The sequence below is a fragment of the Enterococcus sp. C53 genome, assembly GCF_040887425.1.
In the GTDB taxonomy this organism is placed as follows: Bacteria; Bacillota; Bacilli; order Lactobacillales; family Enterococcaceae; genus Enterococcus_B; species Enterococcus_B hirae.
This window is the reverse complement of record NZ_JBFOFT010000004.1, coordinates 1-25,102: the sequence shown is the minus strand read 5'-3', so window position 1 is coordinate 25,102 and position 25,102 is coordinate 1. Positions and strand designations below refer to the sequence as shown.

Here is a 25,102-nt window from a genome sequence, read left to right as displayed (position 1 = left end):
TTCCTCCTATCAATGATTGATTACTTTACTAATAAATTGTTGTGCCCGAGGTTCTTTAGGGTTCTCAAAGAAGTCTTTTACATTGCGGCTATCTTCTAATACTTGGCCATCCGCCATGAAAATAACCCGATCTGCTACTTCTTTTGCAAATCCCATTTCATGGGTCACGACGATCATTGACATCCCATCACGAGCTAATTTTTTCATCACATCAAGTACATCCCCGATCATTTCCGGATCTAAAGCAGATGTAGGCTCGTCAAATAACAGCATTTCCGGATTCATCGCCAAACCTCTGGCAATTGCCACACGCTGTTGTTGTCCTCCAGATAACATAGATGGATAAGAATCTTTTTTGTCGAGCATGTTGACTTTTTCTAAGAATTTTTCCGCGTTTTTCACTGCACTTGCTTGATCTTGCTTTAATACTTTAATCGGTGCAAGTGTAATGTTTTCTAAAACGGTTTTATTAGGATATAGATTAAAATGCTGAAAAACCATTCCAACATTTTTTCTGACTTCGGTCAATTTTGTTTTTTTGTCCTGAAGGTCGATATCATTGATTAACAATCTTCCAGAAGAAATCGTTTCTAATCCATTGATACATCGTAACATTGTACTTTTACCTGAACCTGAAGGACCAATGACAACGACGACTTCCCCTTTCTCAAACTCGAGGTTTATGTTTTTCAAAGCATGGAATTTGCCGTAGTATTTTTCCACGTTATCAAATTTAATCATTGCCATATCATTACACTCCCATTATTATTTAGTAAGAAAACATTTAAAGATATATAATAGAACATATTATATCTGAAACTTACGTATTTTGTAAAGTTTCTTTGAAACTTTCTTTCGTTATTTTTCTCCTTTGCTTCTTACATCTGCTATTTTTCTGCATCTTGTTCGTCTTTTGATTTAGAACGGTTGTTTCTTCCTCCAAAAAACGGTAAGATATTAAGTGCTTAGTCTTACAAATCGTAAAGAGGTGTTTTTTTTGAAAAATATTATTCTAACAGGTGATCGCCCGACTGGCAAGTTACATTTAGGGCATTATGTAGGATCACTCAAAACACGGGTAGAAATGCAAAAAGATGAAAACAATCAACTTTTTGTAATGATTGCAGATATGCAAGCCCTAACCGATAACGCTAAAAACCCTGAGAAGGTTTCTTCAAATGTACTTGAAGTTGCTTTAGACTATTTAGCTGTTGGATTAGATCCTACGAAATCAACGCTTTTTATCCAATCGCAAATACCAGAATTAGCTGAATTGACTATGTACTATTTAAACCTAGTCAGCGTCGGGCGTGTCCGTCGTAATCCTACAGTTAAAACAGAAATCGAACAGAAAAAATTTGGTGAAGGTGTCCCAACTGGATTCTTTATTTATCCTGTATCGCAAGCTGCTGATATCACAGCTTTCAAAGCGAATTTAGTTCCTGTTGGTGAAGATCAAAAACCAATGCTTGAACAAACACAAGAAATAGTTCAAAGTTTCAACCACACGTATGGCGACGTCTTAGTGGAACCAAAAGGCGTTTTCCCACCAAAAGGAATGGGCCGTTTGCCTGGCATCGATGGGAATGGAAAAATGAGCAAGTCATTGGGTAATGGCATCTATATTTCTGATCCTGCTGATGTGGTCAAGAAAAAAGTAATGAGTATGTACACAGACCCAAATCACATCCACGTGGAAGATCCAGGTCAAGTCGAAGGCAATATGGTGTTCACTTATCTTGATGTGTTTGGAAAAGACAAAAATGCGATTGAAGAAATGAAAGCTCATTATCGTCGTGGTGGTCTAGGTGATGTGAAAATCAAACGCTATTTGATTGATGTTTTGGAAGAAGAGTTTGCTCCAATTCGTGCTAGAAGAGAAGAATTAGCGAAAGATCCAGCTGCTGTGATGGCGATCCTAAGAGACGGTAGTGAAGCAGCTGCGAAAGTCGCTGCTCAAACTCTAGCAGAAGTCAAAACTGCAATGGGAATCAATTATTTTAACTGATTGGCTTGTTAATGAATAAAAAAGACGTCCTCATTCTTTGTGAGGGCGTCTTTTTTTACAGTTTAACGAATATTTGCACCAACTGTTTCACTTAGTGCTTTTTCGATCTTAGTCATTGATCGGTTAATTTCTTCATCTGTCATTGTTGCTTCAGGATTCTCGAATGTCAGACTGTAAGCCATTGACTTATGTCCTTCCTCGATATTTTTTCCTTGATACACATCAAACAATTGGATGTCTGTTAAGAACTTACCTGCAGCAGACTGGATAACCGTTACGATTTCTTGATTGGTTACTGTTTCTGCAACTAACATCGCAATGTCACGAGAAACGGAAGGGAATTTTGTCACCGCATGGAAAGTCATCCCTTTTTGAGCAGCTTCGATCACTGAGCTCAAGTCAAATTCTGCAACATAGGTTTCTGGAACATCGTATTCTTTAGCTGTATTCGGATGAACCTGTCCAACAAATCCAATCACTGTTTCACCTAAATAGATTTCCGCTGTTCTTCCTGGATGCATGTCTTTCAAACTATCAGTCGCTTGATAAGAAATGTCTGTTGCTATTCCTAATTGTTCAAACAAGTTTTCTAAAAGACCTTTGATCGTATAGAAGTCAACTACTTCTGCTTGAGTTTGCCAACTTTTATCCTGCCAAGTACCTGTCAATGCAAGAGCAACATGTTTCACTTCCTGCGGCAAATGAGTCAATGGATCGTTTTCTTGATAGAAGACTCTTCCGACTTCATAAAAAGCGACATCACTATTTTTTCTAGCTACGTTATAGTTCACATTATCCAGTAACCCACTGATCAAGTTCATTCGTAAGACAGAACGGTCTTCGCTCATTGGCCAATCAAGACGTGTAACTAAGGAATCTTTGATTGTAAATTGACGAGATTTTTCTTCCGTTGTCAAAGCATAGCTGATGGCTTCATGTAAACCACTGTCTTCAAGTAATGTACGGATCTTGCGTGTTGTTGATTGCTCTTGGGTCAAACTTCCTGCAACAGTCTCTCCACTTGGTAATGTGGAAGGCAAGCGATCATAGCCATAGATACGAGCAACTTCTTCAATAATATCCGCTTCAATCTTGATATCCCAGCGACGAGGAGGAACAGTAACGGTGAACGTTTCCCCTTCACTTTGATAGCCAAAGCCAAGTGCTTCAAAAATCTCATTTACTTCCTTAACTGTTAAGTCAGTTCCTAGATAATGATTGATTCGTGAGAGAGTGATCGTTACTGTTACGTCTTCTACTTGATAAGTCGAACCAGCAACCGCACCTTGAAGAACCTCACCGCCTGCTAACGAAACGATCATTGCAGCAGCAACGTCACATGCTTCAGCAACTGTTGCTTGATTGATTCCTTTTTCAAAACGAGCAGAAGATTCACTTCTTAAATTGAATTGTTTCGCTGTTCGACGGATCGAAATTGGATCAAACAAAGCTGCTTCTAGAGCAACCGTAGTCGTTGTCTCAGTGATTTCAGAATCCAAGCCGCCCATCACACCTGCTAAAGCGACTGGTTGTTCTCCATTAGTGATCACGAGATTTTCGGGTGTTAACTCACGTGTTTCGCCATCTAACGTAACGATTTTTTCTGTTGCTTTTGCCTGACGGACGACGATTTCTTGTGATCCTAGCCGATCATAATCAAACGCATGTAATGGTTGTCCAAACAACAGTAAGATGTAGTTTGTGATATCTACTACGTTGTTGATTGGTCGAATCCCATCATTCATCAAGATATTTTGTAACCATTGTGGACTAGATTGGATTTTTACGCCTTCAATGATTCGAATTTGATAAGCAGGCACAGCTTCTGGATCTTCGACTGTCACCTTGATTTTGTCTTTTGCCGGACGTGCTGCTTCTACTAATTCTTCCTCTGCAAAATGAGGTGTTTGACGATAAATCGCCCCCACTTCATATGCTACTCCTCGCATAGATAAAGCATCTGCGCGATTCGGTGTAATCGATAACTCGATAATTGAATCGTCCATGTCTAAATAAGAAAAGACGGGCTCTCCATTGACTGCCTCTTGTGGAAGATAGTAGATTCCTTCAGCATATTCTTTGGGAACGACACTATCTGGATAGCCAATTTCTTGTAAGGCACAAATCATCCCATTAGAAACTTGACCACGCATTTTCCCTTTTTTGATTTTTACATTCCCTGCGATCCGTGAATTAGGTAAAGCAACGATGACTTTGATCCCTGCCTTCACGTTAGGCGCGCCACAAACGATCTGTGAAAGTTCTTCTTCACCGATATCCACTTGGCAAATCGATAAATGATCGGAATCAGGATGTGGCACACATTCCTTGACTTCGCCGACTACGATTTTTTTTAAGCCTTCTTCAGGAACCGTGATTCCTTCCACTTCGATCCCAGTCACTGACATTTTATCAGCTAGTTCTTTTGGCGTAACTGCTGACAAATCAAGATATTTATTTAACCATTTATAAGAAACTAACATGCTTTTTACTCCCCTTTGAACTGACTTAAGAAACGCAAGTCATTTTGATAGAAATTACGAATATCATTGACACCGTAACGTAGCATTGCTACTCGATCTGGGCCAAGGCCAAAAGCAAAACCAGAGTATTTTTCCGGATCGATACCTGACATTTTCAATACATTTGGATGAACCATCCCAGCTCCTAAGATTTCAATCCAACCGGTGTGCTTGCAGACATTACAGCCAGCGCCACCACATTTGAAACAGCTGACATCCACTTCAACAGAAGGTTCAGTAAACGGGAAATAACTAGGACGTAGTCGAATTTCACGTTCTTCACCAAACATCTTCTTCATTACGACTTCTAAAGTGCCTTTTAAGTCACCCATCGTAATATTTTCATCGATCACTAATCCTTCGATTTGATGGAATTGGTGGCTATGAGTAGCATCATCCGTATCACGACGGAATACTTTCCCAGGTGAGATCATTCGAAGTGCACCTTTTGAAAAGTCATGTTTCTCCATCGTACGTGCTTGTACTGGTGAGGTATGCGTACGAATCAAGATCTCTTCTGAAATATAAAAAGTATCTTGCATATCACGAGCTGGGTGGTCTTTTGGTAAGTTCATTCGCTCAAAATTATAATGATCAGACTCCACCTCATACCCTTCAACAATTTGGTAGCCCATTCCGACAAAGATGTCTTCGATTTCTTCCATGATTTGTGTCAAGATGTGGCGGTTTCCTTGTTTGACTTGACGTCCTGGCAAGGTCACATCAATTGTTTCTTTGCTTAAAGCTGCTGCAAGTGCCGCTTCTTCTAACGCTTGCTTTTTACGTTCAATTTCTGCTGTCAACAGATCACGAATCTCATTGGCAAAACTACCAACTTTCGGACGTTCTTCAGGACTTAGATCCTTCATTCCCCGTAAAACTTCGGTGATTGGTCCTTTTTTTCCTAAAGTTTCTACACGAATTTGATTTAATTCTTTTAAATCGCGTGCTGTCGCTATTTTAACGATTGTGGCTTCTTTCAAGCTTTCTAATTGGGCTTGTAGAGACATTCCCTATTTCCTCCTTCAAATTCAAATACAAAAAAGACCTCATTCCTACAAAGGAACGAGGTCTTCGCGTTACCATCCTAATTTACGGTCAAAACCGTACACTTACTTTTTTAACGACATTTGCCGGTCTGAATAAATCAGACGAACTCAGAAAGTGAACTTCATTTTTCAAACTCAGGATCTGCTTACAGTCTATGACAGATCTCCCTGGACTGGTTTAGCCAAACTACTCTTTTTCGTCAACGTTCTTTAGCTATTCATCTAATGCCAGTTTACAAGATTTCACTTCCAAAATCAACTGCATTCTTCTTCTGTCACCCATTTTTCACTCCAAACCTGTAACTGAACGATGGCCTTTTGAAGATCCGCTCCTTTTTCAGTTAACATATATTCTGAACGGCTGGACTCTTTACATGAGAAGTTTCTGGCGATGATTTTTTCTTTTTCAAGTTCTTTTAATCGTTCAACTAAAACCCGATCACTCACCATAGGTATTTTAGCTGCGAGATCAACAAAGCGTTGCGGACCATTTTCAAGCAATACATCAATAATCAGCCCATTCCATTTTTTACCTAAAATCGAAAAGGTCTTTTCAAATTTAGGACATAAAGTGAACTCTGTCTGTGTTAGCTCCATTTTACTCACCTCTTTGCTAAGAGTATAGCATATTACTTACAAAGTGTAAGTCCTAGTTGCTCAATTATTATTATTTATTAATATTTATTATTTTCTTTGCACTTAATAAGACAAGAAAGACATCTGTGACAGGCTTTTCTAAAGATTCTGTCAACGCCTGTTGATAGAGATTCAATTGCCCACGATATTTTTGAATGACTGCATCAATCGCTGTTTCATCGTCACGATCTAAAATGAAATCCGTCTTAAAGTCATATAATTGAATCGTCGTGGGTAACTCAATATAACCATCAACAATCCCATGGATTAGCAATTCATCTTCTTCATTTGGGTATTGTTCAAAGACCCGTTCTGCAGGTAACAGCATCGAAAACGGTTGTTCCCGTTTGACATGCGCTTTTTGCTTGATTAATTCTTTTCCAAGCTCGGTTTCAAAAAACCAAAGAATAGCAGAAAAATCAATTTTTTTGGCTACCTCTTGATCCACTAAACGCTTTTTAACTAATTCATCTAGTAATGCTTGGATCGACTCAGTAGTCGGCGTTTCTAATGGCAGCAATTGCAATAAATAGTGTGTTGCAGTTCCGATTGCCGCAGCTGAAACCTGTTGCGTTTTTTGTAAGAAACGTGGTTCAGCCAATGTATCTTGCGTATAACGGAATTGGCGGTTTAACCCTCTTGTTTCATTACTTTCCCAGACAAGTTTAGCATCAAGCGTATCATCTGGATCTTCAAACAAACGTTTAATTTCAGAAACCGATTGATAACTCGTGGTTTGTGTCGACTCTTTGAAAGGGTAACGATAATCGAGTCGTGCTTTCAAAGCAGGTGATAGTGGTGTTTGATCCACGTCATTATTTTCAGCAGCATCGTTTTCTTGCGCTATTAAACGTTGCCTTTTTTCAAGCAGAGATTGTTGATTCATCCAAGTAATGGCAAATTGGCTATCAGAGTTTTTTAATTCTGAAAGAATGGTTGCTTCGGCAAAATAGTTTTGCATCAATGGATGACGCATCAAACTAAGACCGATCCAGCTCATCAAGCTGCTATTCCCTTTTAATCGAGTCGTTGGCTCTAAGACTAATTTGGTTTGTTCAGAAGCTTCTGACCAATTCTTCAAGGTATCTTCTTTATTTTTATACGAGCCGATAATAAATAATTTTTGTTCCGCACGGGTCAAACCAACGTAGAGTTTACGCATCTCCTCTGACAATAACTTATTTTGTTTGGCTGATTTGATTGCTTGGTAAGGCAAGGTATCATACAACACCCGAGTATCAGGATCCATATAACGAATCCCCGCACCTAGTTTTTCTTCAAAAGCATATCGCTTTTTTAAATCTTGCAAATTGAATTGTTTGGTCATATCTAATAAAAAGACAATAGGAAATTCTAAGCCTTTACTTGCGTGAATTGTCATGACCCGAACAGCATTATCGCTGGAGGAAATCACCGGCTCCGCTAAATCTTTGTCTTTTTCCTGCATCTTTTCGATGAAGCGAACGAATTGATACAACCCTCTAAACGAACTTTGTTCATACGCTTTCGCACGATCAGCTAAGGCATAAAGGTTTGCTTGTCTTTGGGCACCGGCTGGTAAACCTGCTACATATTCTAAATAACCGGTTTGTAAATAGATCTCCCACAGCAAGTCAGTGATTGAAGACCGCCGAGCCAGTTCCCGCCACAATTCGAGTTGGTCATTGAAATGGCGCAATTTATCAGCCAATTCATTCTGATTTGCTGTTTGGTAAGCCAGCACCGCATCATAATAGGTATGCGTTCGATCAGCTAAACGGATCTGTGCCAGTTCTGGTTCAATCAGTCCTACGATCGGTGAACGTAAAACGGCTGCCAAGGGAATATCTTGATACGGATTATCAATCAATTGTAGCAAAGAAATCATCGTACGCAACTCTGTAGATTGAAAATAATTTTGGGCATCATTCATTTCTAAAGGAATATCCAATGTTTTAAAGATCTCTAATATCGTAAGATTATTCTTCTTTGTAGGTGTCAAAAGTACGATATCTTTATATTCGACTGGACGATTCTGTTTCATTTTTTTATCATAGATCAGGAATTTTTCATCAATCAGTTCGCGGATTTTTAAGCCCGTCATAAAGAGTTCACCTTCTGTTTTGTCCTCTAGATTCTCATCAATTGGAAGGTCGCTGTTTGGCTCTTCTTCTTTTTCGTAAATCAATAGTTCTGGTTCAAAGCGATCGACTTCGGGGAAATCAGGAAATCCTAATCGTAATTGTGCAGCATCATCATAAGCGATTTGTCCCACAACAGGGTCCATCAATTGTTGGAACACCAGATTGGTAAATGACAGGACTTCCTTTCGGGAACGAAAGTTTTCTGCCAAAATGATCCGTCTTCCACCCTCAGCTGTTGAAAATGCTTCATATTTTTCAATAAACAAACTAGGATCAGCTAGTCGAAAAGAATAAATCGACTGTTTGACATCCCCAACCATGAATAAATTACCGTTTGTCGGATCAGGCTGTCTAAGCCAATAAAGGATAGCTTCTTGCAACTGGTTGATATCTTGGTATTCATCGACCATTACTTCTTTGAATTGCTTACGATAAAGCTTTGATGCTTCACTTGGAAGCCATGACTCTTCTGTTTGAGTCGTCAAGATTCGCAAGGCAAGATGTTCTAAATCATTGAAATCTACTACTCCCTTTTCTCTTTTTCGTTGGCTAAAGCCATCCATGAAACGTTTGGTGACATTCGTCAACTCTTCCACTAGGACAGCAGCTTTTTTCGTCCGTTCGGTCAATTGTTCAGGAGAAATCGGAAAATAAGTTTTTCCAATTTTCTGAATGATTTTTTTCGCCTGATCTCTTAAATTTTTAACTTCGGCTGAACGTTCTTTCAGCTCTGCTTTGCGACTGCTTTTAAAAGTAGTAAAAGTCAATGTTTCTAAACCCGTATAGGCTTCCGGCAATTGATCTTGTAATAAGTGATCATAAATGCGTTGGACTTGTTCTTTTTCTCCTGCAACTTGTTCCAACATTTTTTCCAGACCTTCTTCTTGCGCTAATCTAACCATTTCTTCATAAAGTTGCACACTTTGTGCCATATCTGTAAGTAGAAGTGGTCGCAATTGTTCTTGGTACAATGGTGAATGAGCTAATCCATCATCTAAACGATAGTTATCCACTAATTGATCTAACCAACGTTTGGGATCAGGATTCGCTCGCGCAAATTCATAAAGAGAGAAAACCAGATTGGTCAATCCATCATCTGAACGATCATTTGAAAAATTCATTGTTAATTGGAAAAACTCTTCCCGATCTTCACTATAACAAGCCTCGCGTAATTCATCCCAAACATCTTCTTTCATTAAGATCGTTTCTGTCTCATCCGTTAACATTCGAAAAACTGGATCAATATCGATCAAGTAGTAGAATCGGCGGATAACCGTTAAACAAAAAGCATGTAAAGTAGAAATATTAGCACTCGGCAATAAAATCAGCTGTTTCGTGAAATGTTGTTGGCGTGCCGGATCGCTTTCACTATTGACTGCTTCTTGTAAAGCTTCTTGGATCCGTTCTTTCATTTCTTTCGCTGCCGCTTCTGTAAACGTCACGATCAAAAGTTCATCAATATTGAACCCCATTTTTAGTTTTTCGATTACTCGACGGACAAGCACTGTGGTTTTTCCAGAACCAGCGGAAGCTGATACCAGCAAGTTATCTCCCTGATCAAAAATGGCTTGCCATTGTTCGTCAGTGAATCGTTCGTTTTCTGGTCTCAAAGGAATTTTGGTCATTCTTCCTCACTCCTTTTTTCTATTCTTCGCAGGGCTTCTTCCTTGTTTAATTTTTCTAAACGGTGATAATTGTTTTCTTGCAACATCACATCGAACGTACAAACACTTCTAAAAGGACACATCTGGCAAGCAAGCCGCTCCTTGTCTTTGTAAGCTGGATTAAGTTTGATCTCCCCTGACGTGATTTTATCCCCTGCTAAACGCATATTCGCACGATTATGCGCCATAAAAAGTTGGAGTTCCTGTTCTGTATAGAATTTTTCTTTACTAAAACTTCCCTTTTGATAGACATCTTTCGCATTTTTCTTGATCGGATAAATCAAAGAGTTCTCTTTTGCTTCCAGTGAATGATCTAATACTTCCAATAACTCAGGTTCATCGACAAAGATGCCGTCATAACTGAATTTTTTCAATGTCTCTTTTTCAATTTCATTTGCTTCAGACAAAATCGGATTATGGACATGTAAATAATAGGAACCAGCCGGTCGAACCAATGCTTTTCCAGTCAATTTGACAGCATCCATCAACGCCACGTCTAGATAGGTCAACAGTTGCATAGCCATCCCGTAGTAAGCTTCAGTGACATCAAAGGAACGTCCACTTGATTTATAATCGACAACACTAAGCCAGGTATCCGCTTGTTCAACAGCAACATCCACACGATCAATCTTCCCACGAACATGTAGTTTCCCTCCATTATTCAGTGGTAATTCCAACCCTGGGATACCTTGAGCGCCCGCAATTTGGCCAAACAATATTTCTGTTTGAAGGGGCTTCATCCCTGTATTTTTACTTTGCTTTTGTAATGCCCAAGCTACTTTTTGGATCGTTTGTCCTAACTGATAACGAATATAGTTCATTCGAGCTGAACTATCTAAAATTTCAAAGCGTAACTCGCCAAAGACGTCTTGCAAGACTTTTTCAGTAAACTCTTTACGTTGTGTATCGGTCATTTCTACTAGCGATATCTGATTTGAAAATAGTAATTTAAAGAAACGATCTAGTGATTCATGATAAAAATCACCTGTAGCAGCCGGCGTTAAACCATAGACCATTCGTTCTTTCAGTTTCAAACCAAATTGGACAAAATATTTATATTCACAATTATAGAAATTTTCTAATCTGGAAATAGAGGTATAAATATCTTTACCATAGAGTTCCTCTGCCATCTTTTTAGGTAATGACACCGGGACATTCAGATGTTCTTGACTTTCAAAAATGCGCAATGCAAAATTTCGCCATTGTGATTGCAAGATCTGCTCTCTTAGTTGGCGCCAATACACCGGAACTTTTTTCTTCTCTTCCTTTGCTAAACGATAGATATGATTGATTGTATTGATCCCACTACGATACGTACCGATATAACAACTCGGATCGCTGTCTAAAACCAAATGCTCTTTTCTTTCAGCTGGGATCATCAAGTATTCCATGATTCGTTTCAAATAAGGAGAGATTTTCAACGTGTTTGTATCATAACTTTGAGCGTAACTGAGGTATAGACGCTGAGTGGCTGAAGCAAACACCAAGTAGGCTTGCAATGGTTCAAAAGACAAGTTCTCTTTTGCGGGATCAAATAAAAATTTCTCTTCCGCTAAACGAGCATTCAACGTTTCCCTTTCCTCACTAGAAAGCAAGCCTTTCGTTTCGTGCCGATCAGGAAATACTTGATCATTCAAGCCAATGGCAAACGTGACTTTCGCCTGGTTTGATCGTACCAGTTCCAAGCGGTTGATGCGTACTTGGTCGATTGCTGTAGGAATCTTCCCATAACTTAAATTTTCTAACCCGCTGGTAATGATTTCCTGAAACAAATGCCAGTCAAATTCAGATTCCCCATAAATGAGCGAATACTCGTCCAGTAAATCAATCAACGCCCCCCATGTTTGCTCATGGTTTCGGGCTGCTGCTAAATTGCCTCGTTCAATTTCTTGATTTCGCCAAAAAACTAATTGTTGTTGTACGCCACTGTTCACCAAAAAACGATAAAAGACCGTCGCGCCTTCTTGTCCATTTTTACATTTTTTTATCTTGTCAAAAAATGTTGGGACTTTCTCTTTGAAGAAGTGCCGAATATCATTCGAGCGTTTTTCTAATTCTTGAACATCTTCCAGTTGTTCTGCTTCAAAATCGTAAGACACGAACTGCCAATCTTTTTCTCTCGTCCAGTATGAACCTTGATAGTTATAAGCAAGTGCTACATTTTCTGTGACATCTAATTTTGCTCGGAACTGATTTCTTTGCTCACGCCAACTGGCTAAGTCTAGTGTATCATCCGCTTCACAAATGAATAATTCAGTTTTGAAAAAACGCATGATATCATTCAAACGATAGGCATATCGATCTAAAGCGAATAAACTATTGATCCATTCGATCAATGGATGATTCTCCATCAACTGCTCTTCATCAATATAAAAAGGAATTGCCATTTCTTTGAAAACAGGTTGTAGCAAGTTACCATAAAACGCCATATCTTTCGTTAACACTTGAATGTCACGATAGCGATAATTTTCCTCGCTGACCAAACGACGGATCTCCACAGCTAGTTGTCTGACTTCTTCGGTGGCGTTCTCTGCTTCCCAAATTCTCAACGCCTCTTGTTGCCCAACCTTCAGCGGCTGGCTTTTTTTGTTGCTAGAAGTTTCTTCCCACATTTTTTGCAAGTGCATGAGTGCAAGCGGTCTTTCATGTTCTGGGGCAAATTTTTCCACTAAAACCGGCACTCTTCGTTCTTTGGCACTGTTGATCAGTTGGAAATAGAGCTTTCCTGTTTCATGAAACAATGTCAACACTTCAGGCATATCTGTGATATAAGGACGATCAAGAAGCAAATCAATCACTAGCTGTCCCTTTTCCATCATGACCTGTAACAATTGATATTCTTGCGCATTGACTCGAGTGAAACCACTAACGATAAATTTCACCTTAGACATGTCTTGCGTTTGTAAATAATTTGCCAAAATGGTCAAAGCATCTTCAGATTGCAGCGCACGTTGGACCAATTCTTCTTCAAAAGCTGTAAAAATCAATTGAAGATCTTTCATTTTCAACTGTTGATTTTCAGCTTTTACCGTATCCGCTAGTTCTGAAAAGACAAGATCTTCAGGTGAAATATTTCCAATACGTAATTCATTGTGCAATTCTTGCAGCTGGCGAATAAACCCTTTTTTATTGATTTCTCCCCGAAAAATCGTTAAATTTTCTTCATTTTTTTCTAGGATCTGTCGCAAGATCATTGCCGAACCAGATTCTGAAAGTTCATTACCAGACAATAACGTTGTTTGCTGCAACAAATACCACGCTAAACGATAAAAACTAAAGACTTGGACATTCGTTGTACTAAATGACGTTTTGCCACTTCTTTGACGCAGCTCTGTCAAGATTTCTTGTTCTTGTTCAAATTTATTATAGTTAGGTACAAGGAAAAATACCTGGTGCATGCTATCTTTTGCTAACCATTCGACTGATTCATCAATCAACGCTGTACGGTGGTCTTTTCGGGCTGTCCCGAGAATAAATTGTAAAGACATTTTCCCTCTCCTTATTCCTTAGATTCATTCCTCATTCATTATACCAAAAACAACTGAACATTTGTTCTTTCTCCTATTTTTTTTAGAAATTAATTGTTTGCGCTTATAGAGATTATTTTACCAAATCCTCTCAAAAAAAGTTTGGGACTACTTCTTGCGATTCACATCCATCAATCGCTATCCTTTACTTATTTCTTATACTTATCCATATAAAAAAAGCACCAAAGCTAGTTATTTCCACTAACTTTGATACTTTCTTTTATAACTTCATTTGGTTTAATGAATGGAACCCATCAATTTTTTGATTGGTTCTTTGATCATAAATAATACAACTGCTCCAACGATTGCTACGACACCGACAATCCCGAAATAAGCAGATTCAGTACCTGGTGTATAGAAACGCGCGATTTGTGCATTGATCGCTTGTGAAGAAGCATCTGCCAAGAACCAGATAGCAATGGTTTGTGATTCAAAAGCTTTAGGTGCTAATTTTGTTGTCGCAGACAAGCCAACTGGTGATAAACATAATTCAGCGATTACGACAATGAAGAAGCTGCCAATCAACCACATTGGACTTACTTTACTATCTGTGCCATAAAGCATGCCTGGTAACATCATTAATAAGAAAGATAACCCAGCAAATAATAATCCTAGTGAAAATTTCACTACGGTTGATGGTTGTCGTTTTCCTAATCTCGTCCACAATGTAACGAATACTGGTGTCAAGACGAAGATGAAAATCGGATTCAATGATTGGTACCAACTAGCTGGAATATTCATACCGAACAATGTTGATTGTGTCCGTTCTTGTGCAAACAGAGCCAAGATGGAAGATCCTTGTTCTTGTAACGACCAGAAAATGATCGCTGCTAAAAATAATGGGATATACGCCCATACTTTTGGTTTTTCCTCTGCTGTAACATTTTTAGCTGTTAACATTTTAACAAAATAGTATAACGGTAAAAGAATACCTAAAACACTAATTGAATTGACAAAGAAATCAATGGTTAAATGTCCAGTGACTTGTGCGCCACCAAAGATTGCTACAATCACAACTAAAGCAATGACTAAGTTACGAATGAATTTTTTACGCTCTGCTGCTGTTAATGGATTAGGAGCAACTGTTCCTATACCATCCAACGTTTTACGTCCTTGGATCACGTATTGTAACAGTCCAAAGAACATTCCGATTGCAGCTAATGAGAAGCCAAGATGGTAGTTGTATTCCTGTCCGATCGTTCCTACGATGATCGGTGCTAGCATCGCACCTAAGTTGATCCCCATATAAAAAATAGAGAAGCCGGCATCTCGTCTTAAATCAGTTTTTGAATAAAGATGTCCAACCATTCCGGAAACATTTGGTTTCAAAAAGGCTGTCCCAAAGATAATCAAAGCCATTGAGACGAATAAAGTGGAAACACCAAATGGCAATGCTAAGACGATATGCCCAAGCATAATAAATATTCCACCGAAGAAAACAGTTCTTTTTGCACCTAGTACCCGGTCTGAAACCCAACCACCGATGATACTAGACATATAAATCAGTGAACCATAAATTGACATAATTGCTAATGCTGTTGCGGTAGGTAATCCAAGTCCACCGTTTGCTACAGTATCGTACATGTAGTAAAGCAACAGCGCACGCATACCATAATAACTAAATCGTTCCCACATCTCTGTGAAGAACAATGTTGACAACCCCTTCGGCTGACCGAAGAAGCCCTTGTCTTGTTGATTTTCCATAATCCATACCCCAATTCTTTAAATTTTCAGAAAATACTATAAATATTCACTGAAAAATTTAACTAAAAAACTTATTTAAGAAATATATACTTATTTTCTATAAAAACGAATAAAATTTAATGGGAAAATGATAATAAAAAATAAACAGATATTTAATAATTATATATTGCTATTTTAAAATGATCGAGTTTTACTTAGTTTAACAACAATGGAAACGTTAACTAAAATAACCTCTATTATTTTAATATTCATTAAAAAATTTACTTATTTTTTGTGAGCATATTATTTCACTTACTTTTTGTAAGGTGATATACTTCGTTTGTACTCATAAAATATGCAGATCGCAACTAAAGGAGATTTCACCATGACAACATTTACAAAAACTTTGCAAAACCGTCGCTCTATCTATGATTTAGGACATAACGTAACACTATCAAATGAAGAATTAACAGCTTTGATCAAAGAAGCAATCAAAGAAAGTCCAACTGCATTTAATGCACAGTCAACACGAGCAGTCATTCTTTTTGGAGATGCTCACGAAAAATTATGGGAAATGACCGAAGAAGCTCTTCGCCCATTGACACCTGCTGAAGCTTTTCCAAATACGCAAAATAAATTAGCGGGCTTCAAAAAAGGCTATGGAACAGTCTTGTTCTTTAAAGATACAGATATCATCAAAAATCTCCAAGAACAATTTACATTATATGCTGACAACTTCCCAGATTGGTCAGAACAATCAAATGGGATTGCTACAGCAAATACATGGGTAGCCTTAACAGAACAAGGTTTAGGAGCTAACTTGCAACATTACAATCCAGTAATTGACGAAGCTGTCGCTAAAGAATGGAACATCCCATCTAATTGGAAACTACGTTCTCAATTAGTGTTTGGCTCACCAGAAACACCAGCTGGAGAAAAAGAATATATGAACGACGAAGATCGTTTCCGTGTATTTAACTAAAACCTCTATGTAATAACCAACTTTTAGCCCAATACTTTAATGGTTGTGAATAGCGTGCTTTAACTTGAACAATAAGTGCACATTTTTAAAATAGCTTTTCAACTCCTTAACAGTGTCTGCTTATGGTTTAATGTTCACTCTGTGATACCATTTCTGTCTATATTAAACTACTAAAGATAAAGAGCTCGGGGCGAAGGTCGCCCTGAGCTCTTTATCAATTTTCTTTTATCCTACCTTTAACCAGAAGGACTTGTTACATTAATTACATAAAAATCTTAAAATAGTCTATTCATGTGTTCTATTAGACTTGCCTATTAATAAATTCTATCAAATTTCACTAAAAAATTTAAAGATACCTTTAATGATCTTAAAAAATTAGATAATATGGAGACTGGGACAAAAGTTGTCTCAGTATCTTTTAGTATCTCTAAAACCAATAAAATGAGTTTTTGTGTTTCTTGTCAATTTTCGGAAATTCCTTCTTATTTCTTGATACTAAACACTTTTGTCTCAACCTCTTCCTGATGGCTTTGTTACGACTATCATCTTTTTCTATTATTTTGAATGAATTAATTTATAACAAGCATATAAGTTTTTCAACACCCAGGTTTTATTTTCGTAAACGAGATATTTTGCAGCCCACTGAGGCTTGTATTTTTCTTTGTATTTCCTTAACCCTTTGAATGAATACAAATACTGAGTATTATTATAGACGCTGTAAATAAACGTATTCTCTAAATTAATTGTGTTTTTATAAGTAGAAGAGAACGGAGCCATTCCTAAATTGAATTTTTGATAACCTTGTTCCTTAGCCCATAGGATGGAATATAAATAAAGAGCATCCATCATTGCCACTTCTTCACTGATAGACCAACGGATCAAGTCGACTGAAATGGTCTCATTAGTATAAGTTGGCATCATGGAAACAAAGCCAACAATTTTTTGTTCTTGATTTCTTATAATACCAACTGCTGCACAATTTAAATATTCCTTCTCAAATCGTCCGACAGAAAAAGTCATCTCATTTTTTGACCTTAACCATTGATCAGATACTTCTTTCAATTCTGACAACAGTTCACGATCATGGGATAACTGTGATGTTGGTGAAAATTCCGAAGAAATTGAGCCCACGCTTTCTGATGACTCTGAAACAATTGTCGGTTCGATGATTTCAAACGTATACCCTAGTTTTTCCATTTGGTTTAATGTTGCTCTAAACCCTCTCTTCTTCCCTGATAGTGAAAACTCAGATAAATCAATGACTGCTTCTTCTCCTAACTTGAAAAATTCGCAATTTAGATCATTATAAAAGCTAAGGTACTGTGTGGAAGCTTGATAAAAAACAATTCGTTTGCCTAATTGATTCGCTTTAGACACCAAAGTTTTCAAAAAAGGAAAAATGGCTTCTTGTTTACCAACTGGATCACCTAAAATAAAGAGATAATGGTTATTTTCTTGATAAATCACTGCAACATCTTCCCACCACGCAACTCGGTTTTCCTTTAAAAAACCTAAATGAGCTAAGTGATTTCCACCATTTTGTTCTAAGAAATTTCGATATTCAGCATCATCTAATAACTTTAAATCAAGCTTTAATGATTTCCTTTTTCTTCTTCGGTGTATAACTGACCAAAGCCCAGAAAGTAAAAGCAATAATAGTGTCGTTCCACTCAGAATAAAGAATGATTGTCTAGGCAATATCGGAAAAATTTCAGTTAGACTATCAAATACATAGAGACATGCTAAAGTCCAAATCAATTTTTCTAAAACACTTTGTTTGATGACTTCGACCTCTAACCATCTCCTATAAAATAGAGTATCTACAAATAATACCGTTGTTAATAAGAGGGCTGTCAAACTTTGGTCTTCCCAAAAAAGATAAAACTGACAAAGTGCTAATAACATCAGTTTGAAACGCAACATTTCCCAAGTATCGATCGCCCCTTTATAAATCCCTACAACATCTGTCAGTAATAAAATGCTCAGACATACGTAAATTGGCGCAATAAAAAAAGCCGACTTCATTCCCATATATGCATATTCAAAAAATAAAATGCATGAATCAAATAAAAATGTTAATGAACAAAATAGAAAAATGGCTGTGCTGAGCGTTCTTCCAATTTGCTTCATCTGTGCTTGCGTAATCGAAAATACTACTGTCGTAAATTCCTTCGTAAGAATCGAAAATTGATTATTGCTGATTTTTTGACTAATCAGCATTTGAACTTCACTCACACTGAACAATAAACCAAACAATAGTGGAATGAAGTAATACGCTAAACGATACAGAATCAGCGCCATCAATACTGCTTCTTTATCTATCTGCAGCTCGTGTGTAGCGCCTAAAAGGAAAATGACATCAAACGCACCAAAACCACCTGGTACCATACTAATAATTCCAGCAATCGTTGCTAAAATAAAAATACTTTCCATATCAACGAATTGAACCTGCAAGTTAAGAAAACGAAACGCGACGTACATCACAATACCAGAAGTGAGATAATCAATCGTTGATACGATCGTGAATTGTAAACCTAACCATCTCGCAGCTGGAAGTGGCGGTTTGATACTAATGTAGCCGATATATAGAGGCAACAAACAAGCACTGACAATTAAACCAATCTTGATCGTATCATTTCCCTCTAATAAATGACTTTCTGGAAAAATATTTAGCAGCACCATTGCAGATAATACGCCCACACCAGAAATAGATGAGATCAATAATAGCGAAATCGCTTTTTTTAGTTGGTTTACTCTGCTTTGGTCAATATAGTTTTTATAGAAATTATAACGTACGCTGGCACCAAAAATTCCACCAAATCCCAAAACTGCATTGAATGAATTGGCAATCCAGCTGATTTTTAATAGTTTTATTTTAGAAATTTTCTTCGTCTTCAATTTTCGGATTAATGCAAAGTCGTAGAGACAAAGAATGAAAATGCCTAAAGCACCTACTAAAAACAAACTGAAAATTTTTAAGATAGATTCATTACTAATTGTTTGTAACACTTTGCTTAACCTAATGGTAGAAAGTTCACTATTTATTTTTAAAACAGAGATCGAAAAAATGAATAGTGAGAATATAATTTTGAAAAAATTGAGTTTCATCCTCTTCATTAAAATTAAAAGTCCTTTCATTATAATAGAGCTAATATATATCAAATTAGTGAAACAATTTTTTTAATGTTATTATAAAAGTGATCGCAACGATTCAAAAATAAATAAACAAACTCTTTCTCATACGAAGAATCATTTTGAAATGCTGTGTAATCTAGCGTCTGCAAGGCAAAGAAAAAAGAGACCGAGCTAATACTTGCCTCAGTCTCTTATTATATATGCGACTCCGAAATAGGTTCATCCCATATATCGCTCACTATCGTTCTTTGTTCTTATTCTAAAGTAACTTACTCTTGATCAGAATCAATCATAATATCAATTTCGGCATCATCATTTAAATGCTGTGCTAAAAAAGTGACCAACTCTTCCATTGATACAGAAAATTTCAGCATGGGTCCACGCCAACCGTTACGAAAGAAATTCATTTTTATGATGGAAGATCCTTCCGGTTGATACAAAACGATTTTATTGATCTCAGAAAAAGGAACACCTTTTTTATCAAAGCTATTTAGAACAAGCCCATCTTCTGTTATACCACGACTATCTAGTAAAAAGCTGATGAAAATTAGCGCTGACAAGACCCCTTTAGCCAATTCATCTGCAGTTGGTTGACTAATCAGCGTAAACCAAAGAACTAAGATTGCCAGAAAAGGCACGACTAAGTAAACCCAGCGATTTCTAACCGTTCGATAGACGATTTCTCGACGTACCAACCATAAAAACAAACACATAACAAAGACAAATAAAAATAATAGTAAAGTAAATATACTAATCATCTAACTACACCTCTTTTCTCTTTCCAAATACTCGAAAAAGAAATAAAAATTACAAGCAAAAGGACATACAGTACCGATTTCGTTACTGTACGTCCAAAATCATTTCTTCTTATTCAAATGTTTCGTATTTTGCAACAACCATACTTGCTTTTTCTTCTAATAACTCTTGATCTTCCATTGCGCATTGAGCAACTTTGACTACGGCACAATTCGTCATTTTTGAAACAACTTCTCCGATAACTGCTTTTGTAAACCCAATCGGTTTACATGAATATTGCTCTCCTAAATTAATCATTTCTTCCGTCATCAAAATCCTCCTAAACTACCAAGCTCTTTTATAAGGTAACTGTTTTTTTCAAACAGTAATTGCTCTTTCAAATAAACATCATCTAAAAACATTTGTTATTTGACCTGCGATTTATTTCGACCTTACTGGCATTATAGCGTACTGTTTTCGTTTTCACAATTAAAAACTATCAATAAATCGAAACATTTTTTTCAATTTAAAAAAAATTATTCGGCTATTGATCCTGTGATTTTTCAGGACTTTTGTCTTCTTATTTTAAATTTGGAAAACAACATGTCAAATTTTTTATTTTATTTTTAAAAAAAAGCATTATAATATGTAAATATCAGAAAAAAGGGGAATTATTATGAAAAGATTCATTGGTAAAAAAATATTATTCGTGGCAGTCCTATTATTCGTTATTTTTTCTGCCACCACTTATTTTCACCATTCACACAATGTTGGAAAGGATACTGAAAAAGTAAGTAGTTATGCTAAAAAACAAGTTTTACTTGATGTCCCCTTGGAAAGCCAATTCACCGAGCCAGCGTTAGGAAATGGCTGTGAAGTTACTTCACTGTCCATGCTGCTTTCTTATTATGGTTACGAGACTTCTAAAAATCAGTTAGCTCAACAATTGAATTACGTTCCTGTTTTTAATGCTGATGGTACACATGGCGATCCTAATGAAGGGTTTGTTGGGGACATCAGCGGTGGAGATTGGGCAATGGGCGTCTATGTCCCGCCTATCGCTTCGTTGGCACAGACAATCGTAAAAACAGATTATCATACTCTTCCAAAAACCGATGCAACAATCAATGACATTAAGAAAGCTTTACAACAAGGAAAGCCTGTGTGGGCCTCCGTTACTTTAGATTTCCAAGTGCCTACTGATACTGATTTCGTTACTTGGCAAACAAACAATGGGCAAGTAAAAGTGACACCATTAAACCATGCCTGTGTAGTTACTGGTTATGACAATGACAATATTTATGTAAATGATCCTTATGGAGAAAAAAATAGACCCGTAGCAATCAAAGATTTTGAGGCAATTTTCACCTCAATGGGTGGTCAAATGTTGACTTTAGAGAAAAGCTAGTATTTTTATAAAAAATACATTATACTCTAGCTAAATATGATGGAAAGGATTGAGGGAAATGGAAAAAATTCATAAAAAAATAGATCCTAATGAAATTCCGATTATTTTCGTTCGTGATGTAAATGGTCATACACCAACCAAAGTTTCCGTCAAGGAATGGACGGATCGCTATAGCCCAGTTTCACTCAATGAGTTACAGATCAAACTTTATCGTCAAGCATTAGCCTATTATTCTGAGAAAGATTATGCAAAAGCGATTGATTTATTGAAATTTTTAATCTCACAAACAAACTATACACATTTTGAATACATCGAACGTTTGGCAACGATCTATCGAATCATCGATGCTCCACTAAAAGAATTTCAGTTACTTTCTAATACATTATCAATTGCCAATTTGATCCCACTTCCATCTGGTTTAATCAAGAAGTTAGAAAGACGAATGATCACTGTCAAAAAAATGCTGGATAAAGAGTAATCTCTTGCATTTTCTTTGTGTCGTGCTATGATCAAATTGTTTGATTGGGATGTAGCCAAACTGGTAAGGCACTTGACTCTGAATCAAGCAATTGCAGGTTCGAACCCTACCATCCCAATAAAAAAACCAATCAGAAACTCAGTTTTCTGATTGGTTTTTTTATATTCTCTTTAAGTTTACATAATAAAATTATATTTATCCAATGATAGCTAATGCTTTTTTAGGTACTTCTTTTTTGTCAACTTCTTCATATGACTCGACGTGAGCGCCCTTATTAATGATCTTTAAATAATGTCCTTCTTTTAAAATAGATAAACCTGTAAATTCAATCGTTCGTTCATGTCCCTTTTGATCGGCAGCTTTTTGGATATAAGTCGCTGTTCCATATGAATTGACTTCATCTGGTTTTTTCGTCTTGACGTATATCTCTCCTTTTGTTACCAACGGATTTAATTGGTCTACCACACCTGCCATCTCATCGTGGGAATTTTGCGTATAAAACTTCAAGCCCACTAATGCGACTCCTGCAAATAATACCGTTCCAATAACTACTTTTACTATTTTCATTTTTCTACCTCCTATTTTTATTTCATTATATCCATAAAAATAAACGGCTTCATCCGCCTCTAGTTGGAGATTTTTCTCCTACTTTGGCACAAAAGCTTTTGCTCACCCTTGTTCTAAATAATGCTCAATATTAAAAAACGCTCAAAATGGCTAAAACCATTTCAAGCGTTTTTTTAATAATAAAATCATGAGCAACAATTTTGCCATATGATTAATTTCTTGTAATTAATACAGCCTAGTTGGATCATAATGATAAACTACATTCCCGTTCAATAATGCCTTACCTACGACATATTTACGATTCTTTAATTTTAGCCACGCTTCACGAAAAAGCATGACCTCTTCTCTTTTGACTTCAATTTTTTCAATTTTTCCGTCAATCAATTCTTGGATAAGTGCTTCGTATGGATTCATTGTTCTCCTCCGTCACAATCAATACGTAGTAAAAATTGGTTCATGATCTACTTTTGTATCTAGGTCTGTTCTGACATTTACCGTTGTATATAAAACTTTTTCAACAGGTATACTATAATAATTGTCTTCGCTACTGCTGAATTGGTGTACACCTTTTTTCGTCAGAATACCATTGATTTTATTCATCAGTACTCTTTTTTCTACACTATTACTGACCACATAGTAAATCACACGTATATTGTTTACTAAATGTAAATCGACTTCTAACATTACTTGATCCATGAAAATTTCATCCTTTCTTTCGGATCAATTATAGCAAGAAACTTCTTGTTAATCAAAAACCTTTGTATGTCCTTCTTGGTTATCAATTAAAGAAATACTTGCATCATTTGATACAAAATGTTATTTTGTATCAGATATCATTATTATTCTGGGAGGCACTCTCGTGATTGCGATTGGTCAGCTTGTTTTTTACATTCCATTTTTCATCATGCTAAGTATTCTTTTCTATTACATAAATTGGACAAAAAAGAAACTATCTGTTTTACTTGTTTCTCTTCCAAGCATCTATTTTACTTATCAAATCTTTTCTTTCCGCCATTGGGAAATCCCTTCTGTCTTAATTAGACATGTCATTAGTTTAGTTATTTCAGTCATTATACTGATACTTTGGATATTTTATTTATTAAATAAACAAGATTAGTGTGTGTATAGATTGTGAACAATCGAACAAAAAATGAGTGTGAAAAAAGTGAGCAACCACTTTTTCACACTCATTTTTGATCATTCATTTACACCAAAGAAAGGTTTGAACCGTTCAAGGATTGATGCTTGTTTTAAATCAATAAACTGTTGGGCAACAGAAAATTTGTCCTCTAGCAATTCTTTATTTGATTCAATCAAAATTTTTGCTTCTTCGTACTTCTTTTCTTTACATAGTTGTTTGACTTCATTCAATACATCACCAGCACTCATCTTTTCACCTACTTCAGTTATTAGGAACCTGTTGATATAAAAGGTTGTCTCAATGTTGAATGTTTACGATTCTTTCACACAATGAACTTTCTTCCGCAGCACAAAAGCTATTCTTTTTGATCACTTGACGTGATAAACCGGATCGACTCTTGGTACTCACGATAGTCTCTACTATAAAGATCTGTTAATCGATCTGGCAAAACGAACCAAGCTGGATGGTACCCATTTACAGTGACAGGAAATCCTTTCTCTTGCAGACTATCACCATCCCAGCGTAAGGCAATCGCTGTTTTGCCTGACCATTTCACTAAAGCAACAGAATAACCTTTTTTCGTCTGCGTACCATCTTCTAAAATTTTGAGAATTTCAATTTTTTCTTTAGGAGCTGTAACCTCTTGTGGACGTACTATTCTTTCCCCTCCTTATTTGACCACTAACACACTGCAGGGCGCATGAGTAACAACGTAAGAAGCTGTAGAGCCGACTAAAGCTTGTTGGATTGCTCCTTTACCAGTAGCCCCCATGACAATCAAATCGATCGCTTCTTGTTGTGGAAACACCGTCCCAATCAAGTTACGTGGGTCACCCGTTTCAACAATAGCATGGATGTCATTGATCCCATATTCTTTCGCATCATGGATCTTTTTTAACATTTCGACTTCTATCTTCTGTTTTTCTTCTGCATAGATTTTTGAAAATGCGTAGGCGCTATGTGTCAACTCTACTTTATTGATGATCGAAACGATAAATAATTCGGCTTCATTATCTTTCGCTAAATCTAGCGCTTCCAAAAAAGCTTGTTCTGATTGCTTAGACCCATCGACAGCTACCATTATTTTTTGATATCTCTTACTCATGTTATCGCCTCCTTGTTTCTATTATTGTAACATCACATGCTAAATTTAAAAAAAATTACGCTGTTTTCAATTATTTCGTATTTATTTTCAAAAAATGTAGCTTTTTTTTACTTGTTTCTAGTGTTTATTTTTCTCATCAATTGTCCTTGTTAGTGGTTTATTTTAAACGTTTATGACGGTTTTCTCATTGTTTTTCACATTTTATGATAATCTGTTTGTTACAAAAAACGTATCTTTGTTACAAAGTGTCATAGAGCTTTTACCTATGAAATATTTTCCCATGGTAAAGTATTCCTCGTTGGACACAACAAAACTATTTTTAAATTTATGAAGGAGATC

At 36.7% G+C, this 25,102-nt stretch carries 21 protein-coding genes and 1 tRNA gene; 6 read left to right on the top strand and 16 right to left on the bottom strand.

What is annotated here, in order from left to right:
- Positions 1-9: 9 nt before the first annotated feature.
- Entirely contained in the window at positions 10-747 is a 738-nt protein-coding gene (locus tag AB3I42_RS06720) for an amino acid ABC transporter ATP-binding protein (RefSeq protein ID WP_010719300.1), read from the bottom strand.
- Positions 748-997: 250 nt separating this feature from the next.
- On the opposite strand from AB3I42_RS06720, the gene trpS reads away from it, so the two are divergent.
- Complete coding sequence (gene trpS / locus AB3I42_RS06715; protein ID WP_010719301.1) at positions 998-2,008, top strand: tryptophan--tRNA ligase; 1,011 nt, start codon at positions 998-1,000, stop codon at positions 2,006-2,008.
- Positions 2,009-2,070: 62 nt separating this feature from the next.
- Here trpS and pheT read toward each other — a convergent pair whose 3' ends face one another.
- The 6 genes from pheT to AB3I42_RS06685 form a co-directional block, all read right to left on the bottom strand.
- Positions 2,071-4,491: a phenylalanine--tRNA ligase subunit beta gene (pheT, locus tag AB3I42_RS06710; RefSeq protein WP_368022394.1), complete on the bottom strand. Its 2,421-nt coding sequence runs from the start codon at positions 4,489-4,491 to the stop codon at positions 2,071-2,073.
- 5 nt (positions 4,492-4,496) lie between these two features.
- Complete coding sequence (gene pheS, locus AB3I42_RS06705) at positions 4,497-5,540, bottom strand: phenylalanine--tRNA ligase subunit alpha (protein WP_034866648.1); 1,044 nt, start codon at positions 5,538-5,540, stop codon at positions 4,497-4,499.
- Positions 5,541-5,834: 294 nt separating this feature from the next.
- Entirely contained in the window at positions 5,835-6,176 is a 342-nt protein-coding gene (locus AB3I42_RS06700; RefSeq protein ID WP_010719304.1) for a helix-turn-helix domain-containing protein, read from the bottom strand.
- A gap of 70 nt (positions 6,177-6,246) precedes the next feature.
- Entirely contained in the window at positions 6,247-9,963 is a 3,717-nt protein-coding gene (addA, locus tag AB3I42_RS06695) for a helicase-exonuclease AddAB subunit AddA (RefSeq protein WP_368022393.1), read from the bottom strand.
- A complete protein-coding gene (locus AB3I42_RS06690; RefSeq protein WP_081115032.1) occupies positions 9,960-13,490 on the bottom strand; it encodes a PD-(D/E)XK nuclease family protein in 3,531 nt (1,176 codons plus the stop codon). The genes addA and AB3I42_RS06690 overlap by 4 nt, the downstream gene beginning before the upstream one ends.
- Before the next feature lie 276 nt (positions 13,491-13,766).
- Positions 13,767-15,233 carry a peptide MFS transporter gene (locus tag AB3I42_RS06685; protein ID WP_010719307.1) on the bottom strand — a complete coding sequence of 489 codons (1,467 nt, stop codon included), beginning with the start codon at positions 15,231-15,233 and terminating at the stop codon, positions 13,767-13,769.
- A 364-nt stretch (positions 15,234-15,597) separates the two neighbouring features.
- On the opposite strand from AB3I42_RS06685, the gene AB3I42_RS06680 reads away from it, so the two are divergent.
- Entirely contained in the window at positions 15,598-16,194 is a 597-nt protein-coding gene (locus AB3I42_RS06680; protein WP_034866654.1) for a nitroreductase family protein, read from the top strand.
- A gap of 555 nt (positions 16,195-16,749) precedes the next feature.
- On the opposite strand, the gene AB3I42_RS06675 is transcribed toward AB3I42_RS06680, so the two are convergent.
- The 3 genes from AB3I42_RS06675 to AB3I42_RS06665 form a co-directional block, all read right to left on the bottom strand.
- A complete protein-coding gene (locus AB3I42_RS06675; RefSeq protein WP_325830160.1) occupies positions 16,750-19,302 on the bottom strand; it encodes a phosphatidylglycerol lysyltransferase domain-containing protein in 2,553 nt (850 codons plus the stop codon).
- A gap of 296 nt (positions 19,303-19,598) precedes the next feature.
- A complete protein-coding gene (locus AB3I42_RS06670; protein ID WP_010719310.1) occupies positions 19,599-20,087 on the bottom strand; it encodes a hypothetical protein in 489 nt (162 codons plus the stop codon).
- A gap of 109 nt (positions 20,088-20,196) precedes the next feature.
- Entirely contained in the window at positions 20,197-20,394 is a 198-nt protein-coding gene (locus AB3I42_RS06665) for a hypothetical protein (protein WP_010719311.1), read from the bottom strand.
- 346 nt (positions 20,395-20,740) lie between these two features.
- Between AB3I42_RS06665 and AB3I42_RS06660 the strand changes: the two genes are divergently transcribed.
- From AB3I42_RS06660 to AB3I42_RS06650, 3 genes are all read left to right on the top strand, one after another.
- Positions 20,741-21,472 (top strand): C39 family peptidase, encoded by a 732-nt coding sequence (locus AB3I42_RS06660; RefSeq protein ID WP_010737478.1) that lies wholly within the window; start codon positions 20,741-20,743, stop codon positions 21,470-21,472.
- Between the two features lie 58 nt (positions 21,473-21,530).
- Entirely contained in the window at positions 21,531-21,950 is a 420-nt protein-coding gene (locus AB3I42_RS06655) for a hypothetical protein (protein WP_010737477.1), read from the top strand.
- 45 nt (positions 21,951-21,995) lie between these two features.
- Positions 21,996-22,068, top strand: a tRNA-Gln gene (locus tag AB3I42_RS06650).
- 77 nt (positions 22,069-22,145) lie between these two features.
- Here the strand turns inward: AB3I42_RS06650 and AB3I42_RS06645 are convergent.
- The 3 genes from AB3I42_RS06645 to AB3I42_RS06635 form a co-directional block, all read right to left on the bottom strand.
- Complete coding sequence (locus AB3I42_RS06645) at positions 22,146-22,517, bottom strand: YxeA family protein (RefSeq protein ID WP_368022392.1); 372 nt, start codon at positions 22,515-22,517, stop codon at positions 22,146-22,148.
- Positions 22,518-22,742: 225 nt separating this feature from the next.
- Positions 22,743-22,931, bottom strand: coding sequence for a hypothetical protein (locus tag AB3I42_RS06640; protein ID WP_010737475.1), 189 nt, complete (start codon positions 22,929-22,931; stop codon positions 22,743-22,745).
- Between the two features lie 18 nt (positions 22,932-22,949).
- Positions 22,950-23,213 carry a hypothetical protein gene (locus AB3I42_RS06635; protein ID WP_010737474.1) on the bottom strand — a complete coding sequence of 88 codons (264 nt, stop codon included), beginning with the start codon at positions 23,211-23,213 and terminating at the stop codon, positions 22,950-22,952.
- Positions 23,214-23,376: 163 nt separating this feature from the next.
- Between AB3I42_RS06635 and AB3I42_RS06630 the strand changes: the two genes are divergently transcribed.
- Positions 23,377-23,634 carry a hypothetical protein gene (locus AB3I42_RS06630; RefSeq protein WP_010719317.1) on the top strand — a complete coding sequence of 86 codons (258 nt, stop codon included), beginning with the start codon at positions 23,377-23,379 and terminating at the stop codon, positions 23,632-23,634.
- Between the two features lie 80 nt (positions 23,635-23,714).
- Here the strand turns inward: AB3I42_RS06630 and AB3I42_RS06625 are convergent, their stop codons facing one another.
- The 3 genes from AB3I42_RS06625 to AB3I42_RS06615 all read right to left on the bottom strand — a co-directional run bounded on the left by AB3I42_RS06625 (position 23,715) and on the right by AB3I42_RS06615 (position 24,763).
- Positions 23,715-23,906, bottom strand: a complete 192-nt coding sequence (locus tag AB3I42_RS06625; protein WP_131773158.1) for a hypothetical protein — start codon at positions 23,904-23,906, stop codon at positions 23,715-23,717.
- A gap of 107 nt (positions 23,907-24,013) precedes the next feature.
- Positions 24,014-24,316 carry a hypothetical protein gene (locus AB3I42_RS06620; RefSeq protein ID WP_010719319.1) on the bottom strand — a complete coding sequence of 101 codons (303 nt, stop codon included), beginning with the start codon at positions 24,314-24,316 and terminating at the stop codon, positions 24,014-24,016.
- A 12-nt stretch (positions 24,317-24,328) separates the two neighbouring features.
- Entirely contained in the window at positions 24,329-24,763 is a 435-nt protein-coding gene (locus AB3I42_RS06615; protein ID WP_010719320.1) for a universal stress protein, read from the bottom strand.
- Positions 24,764-25,102 lie beyond the last annotated feature (339 nt).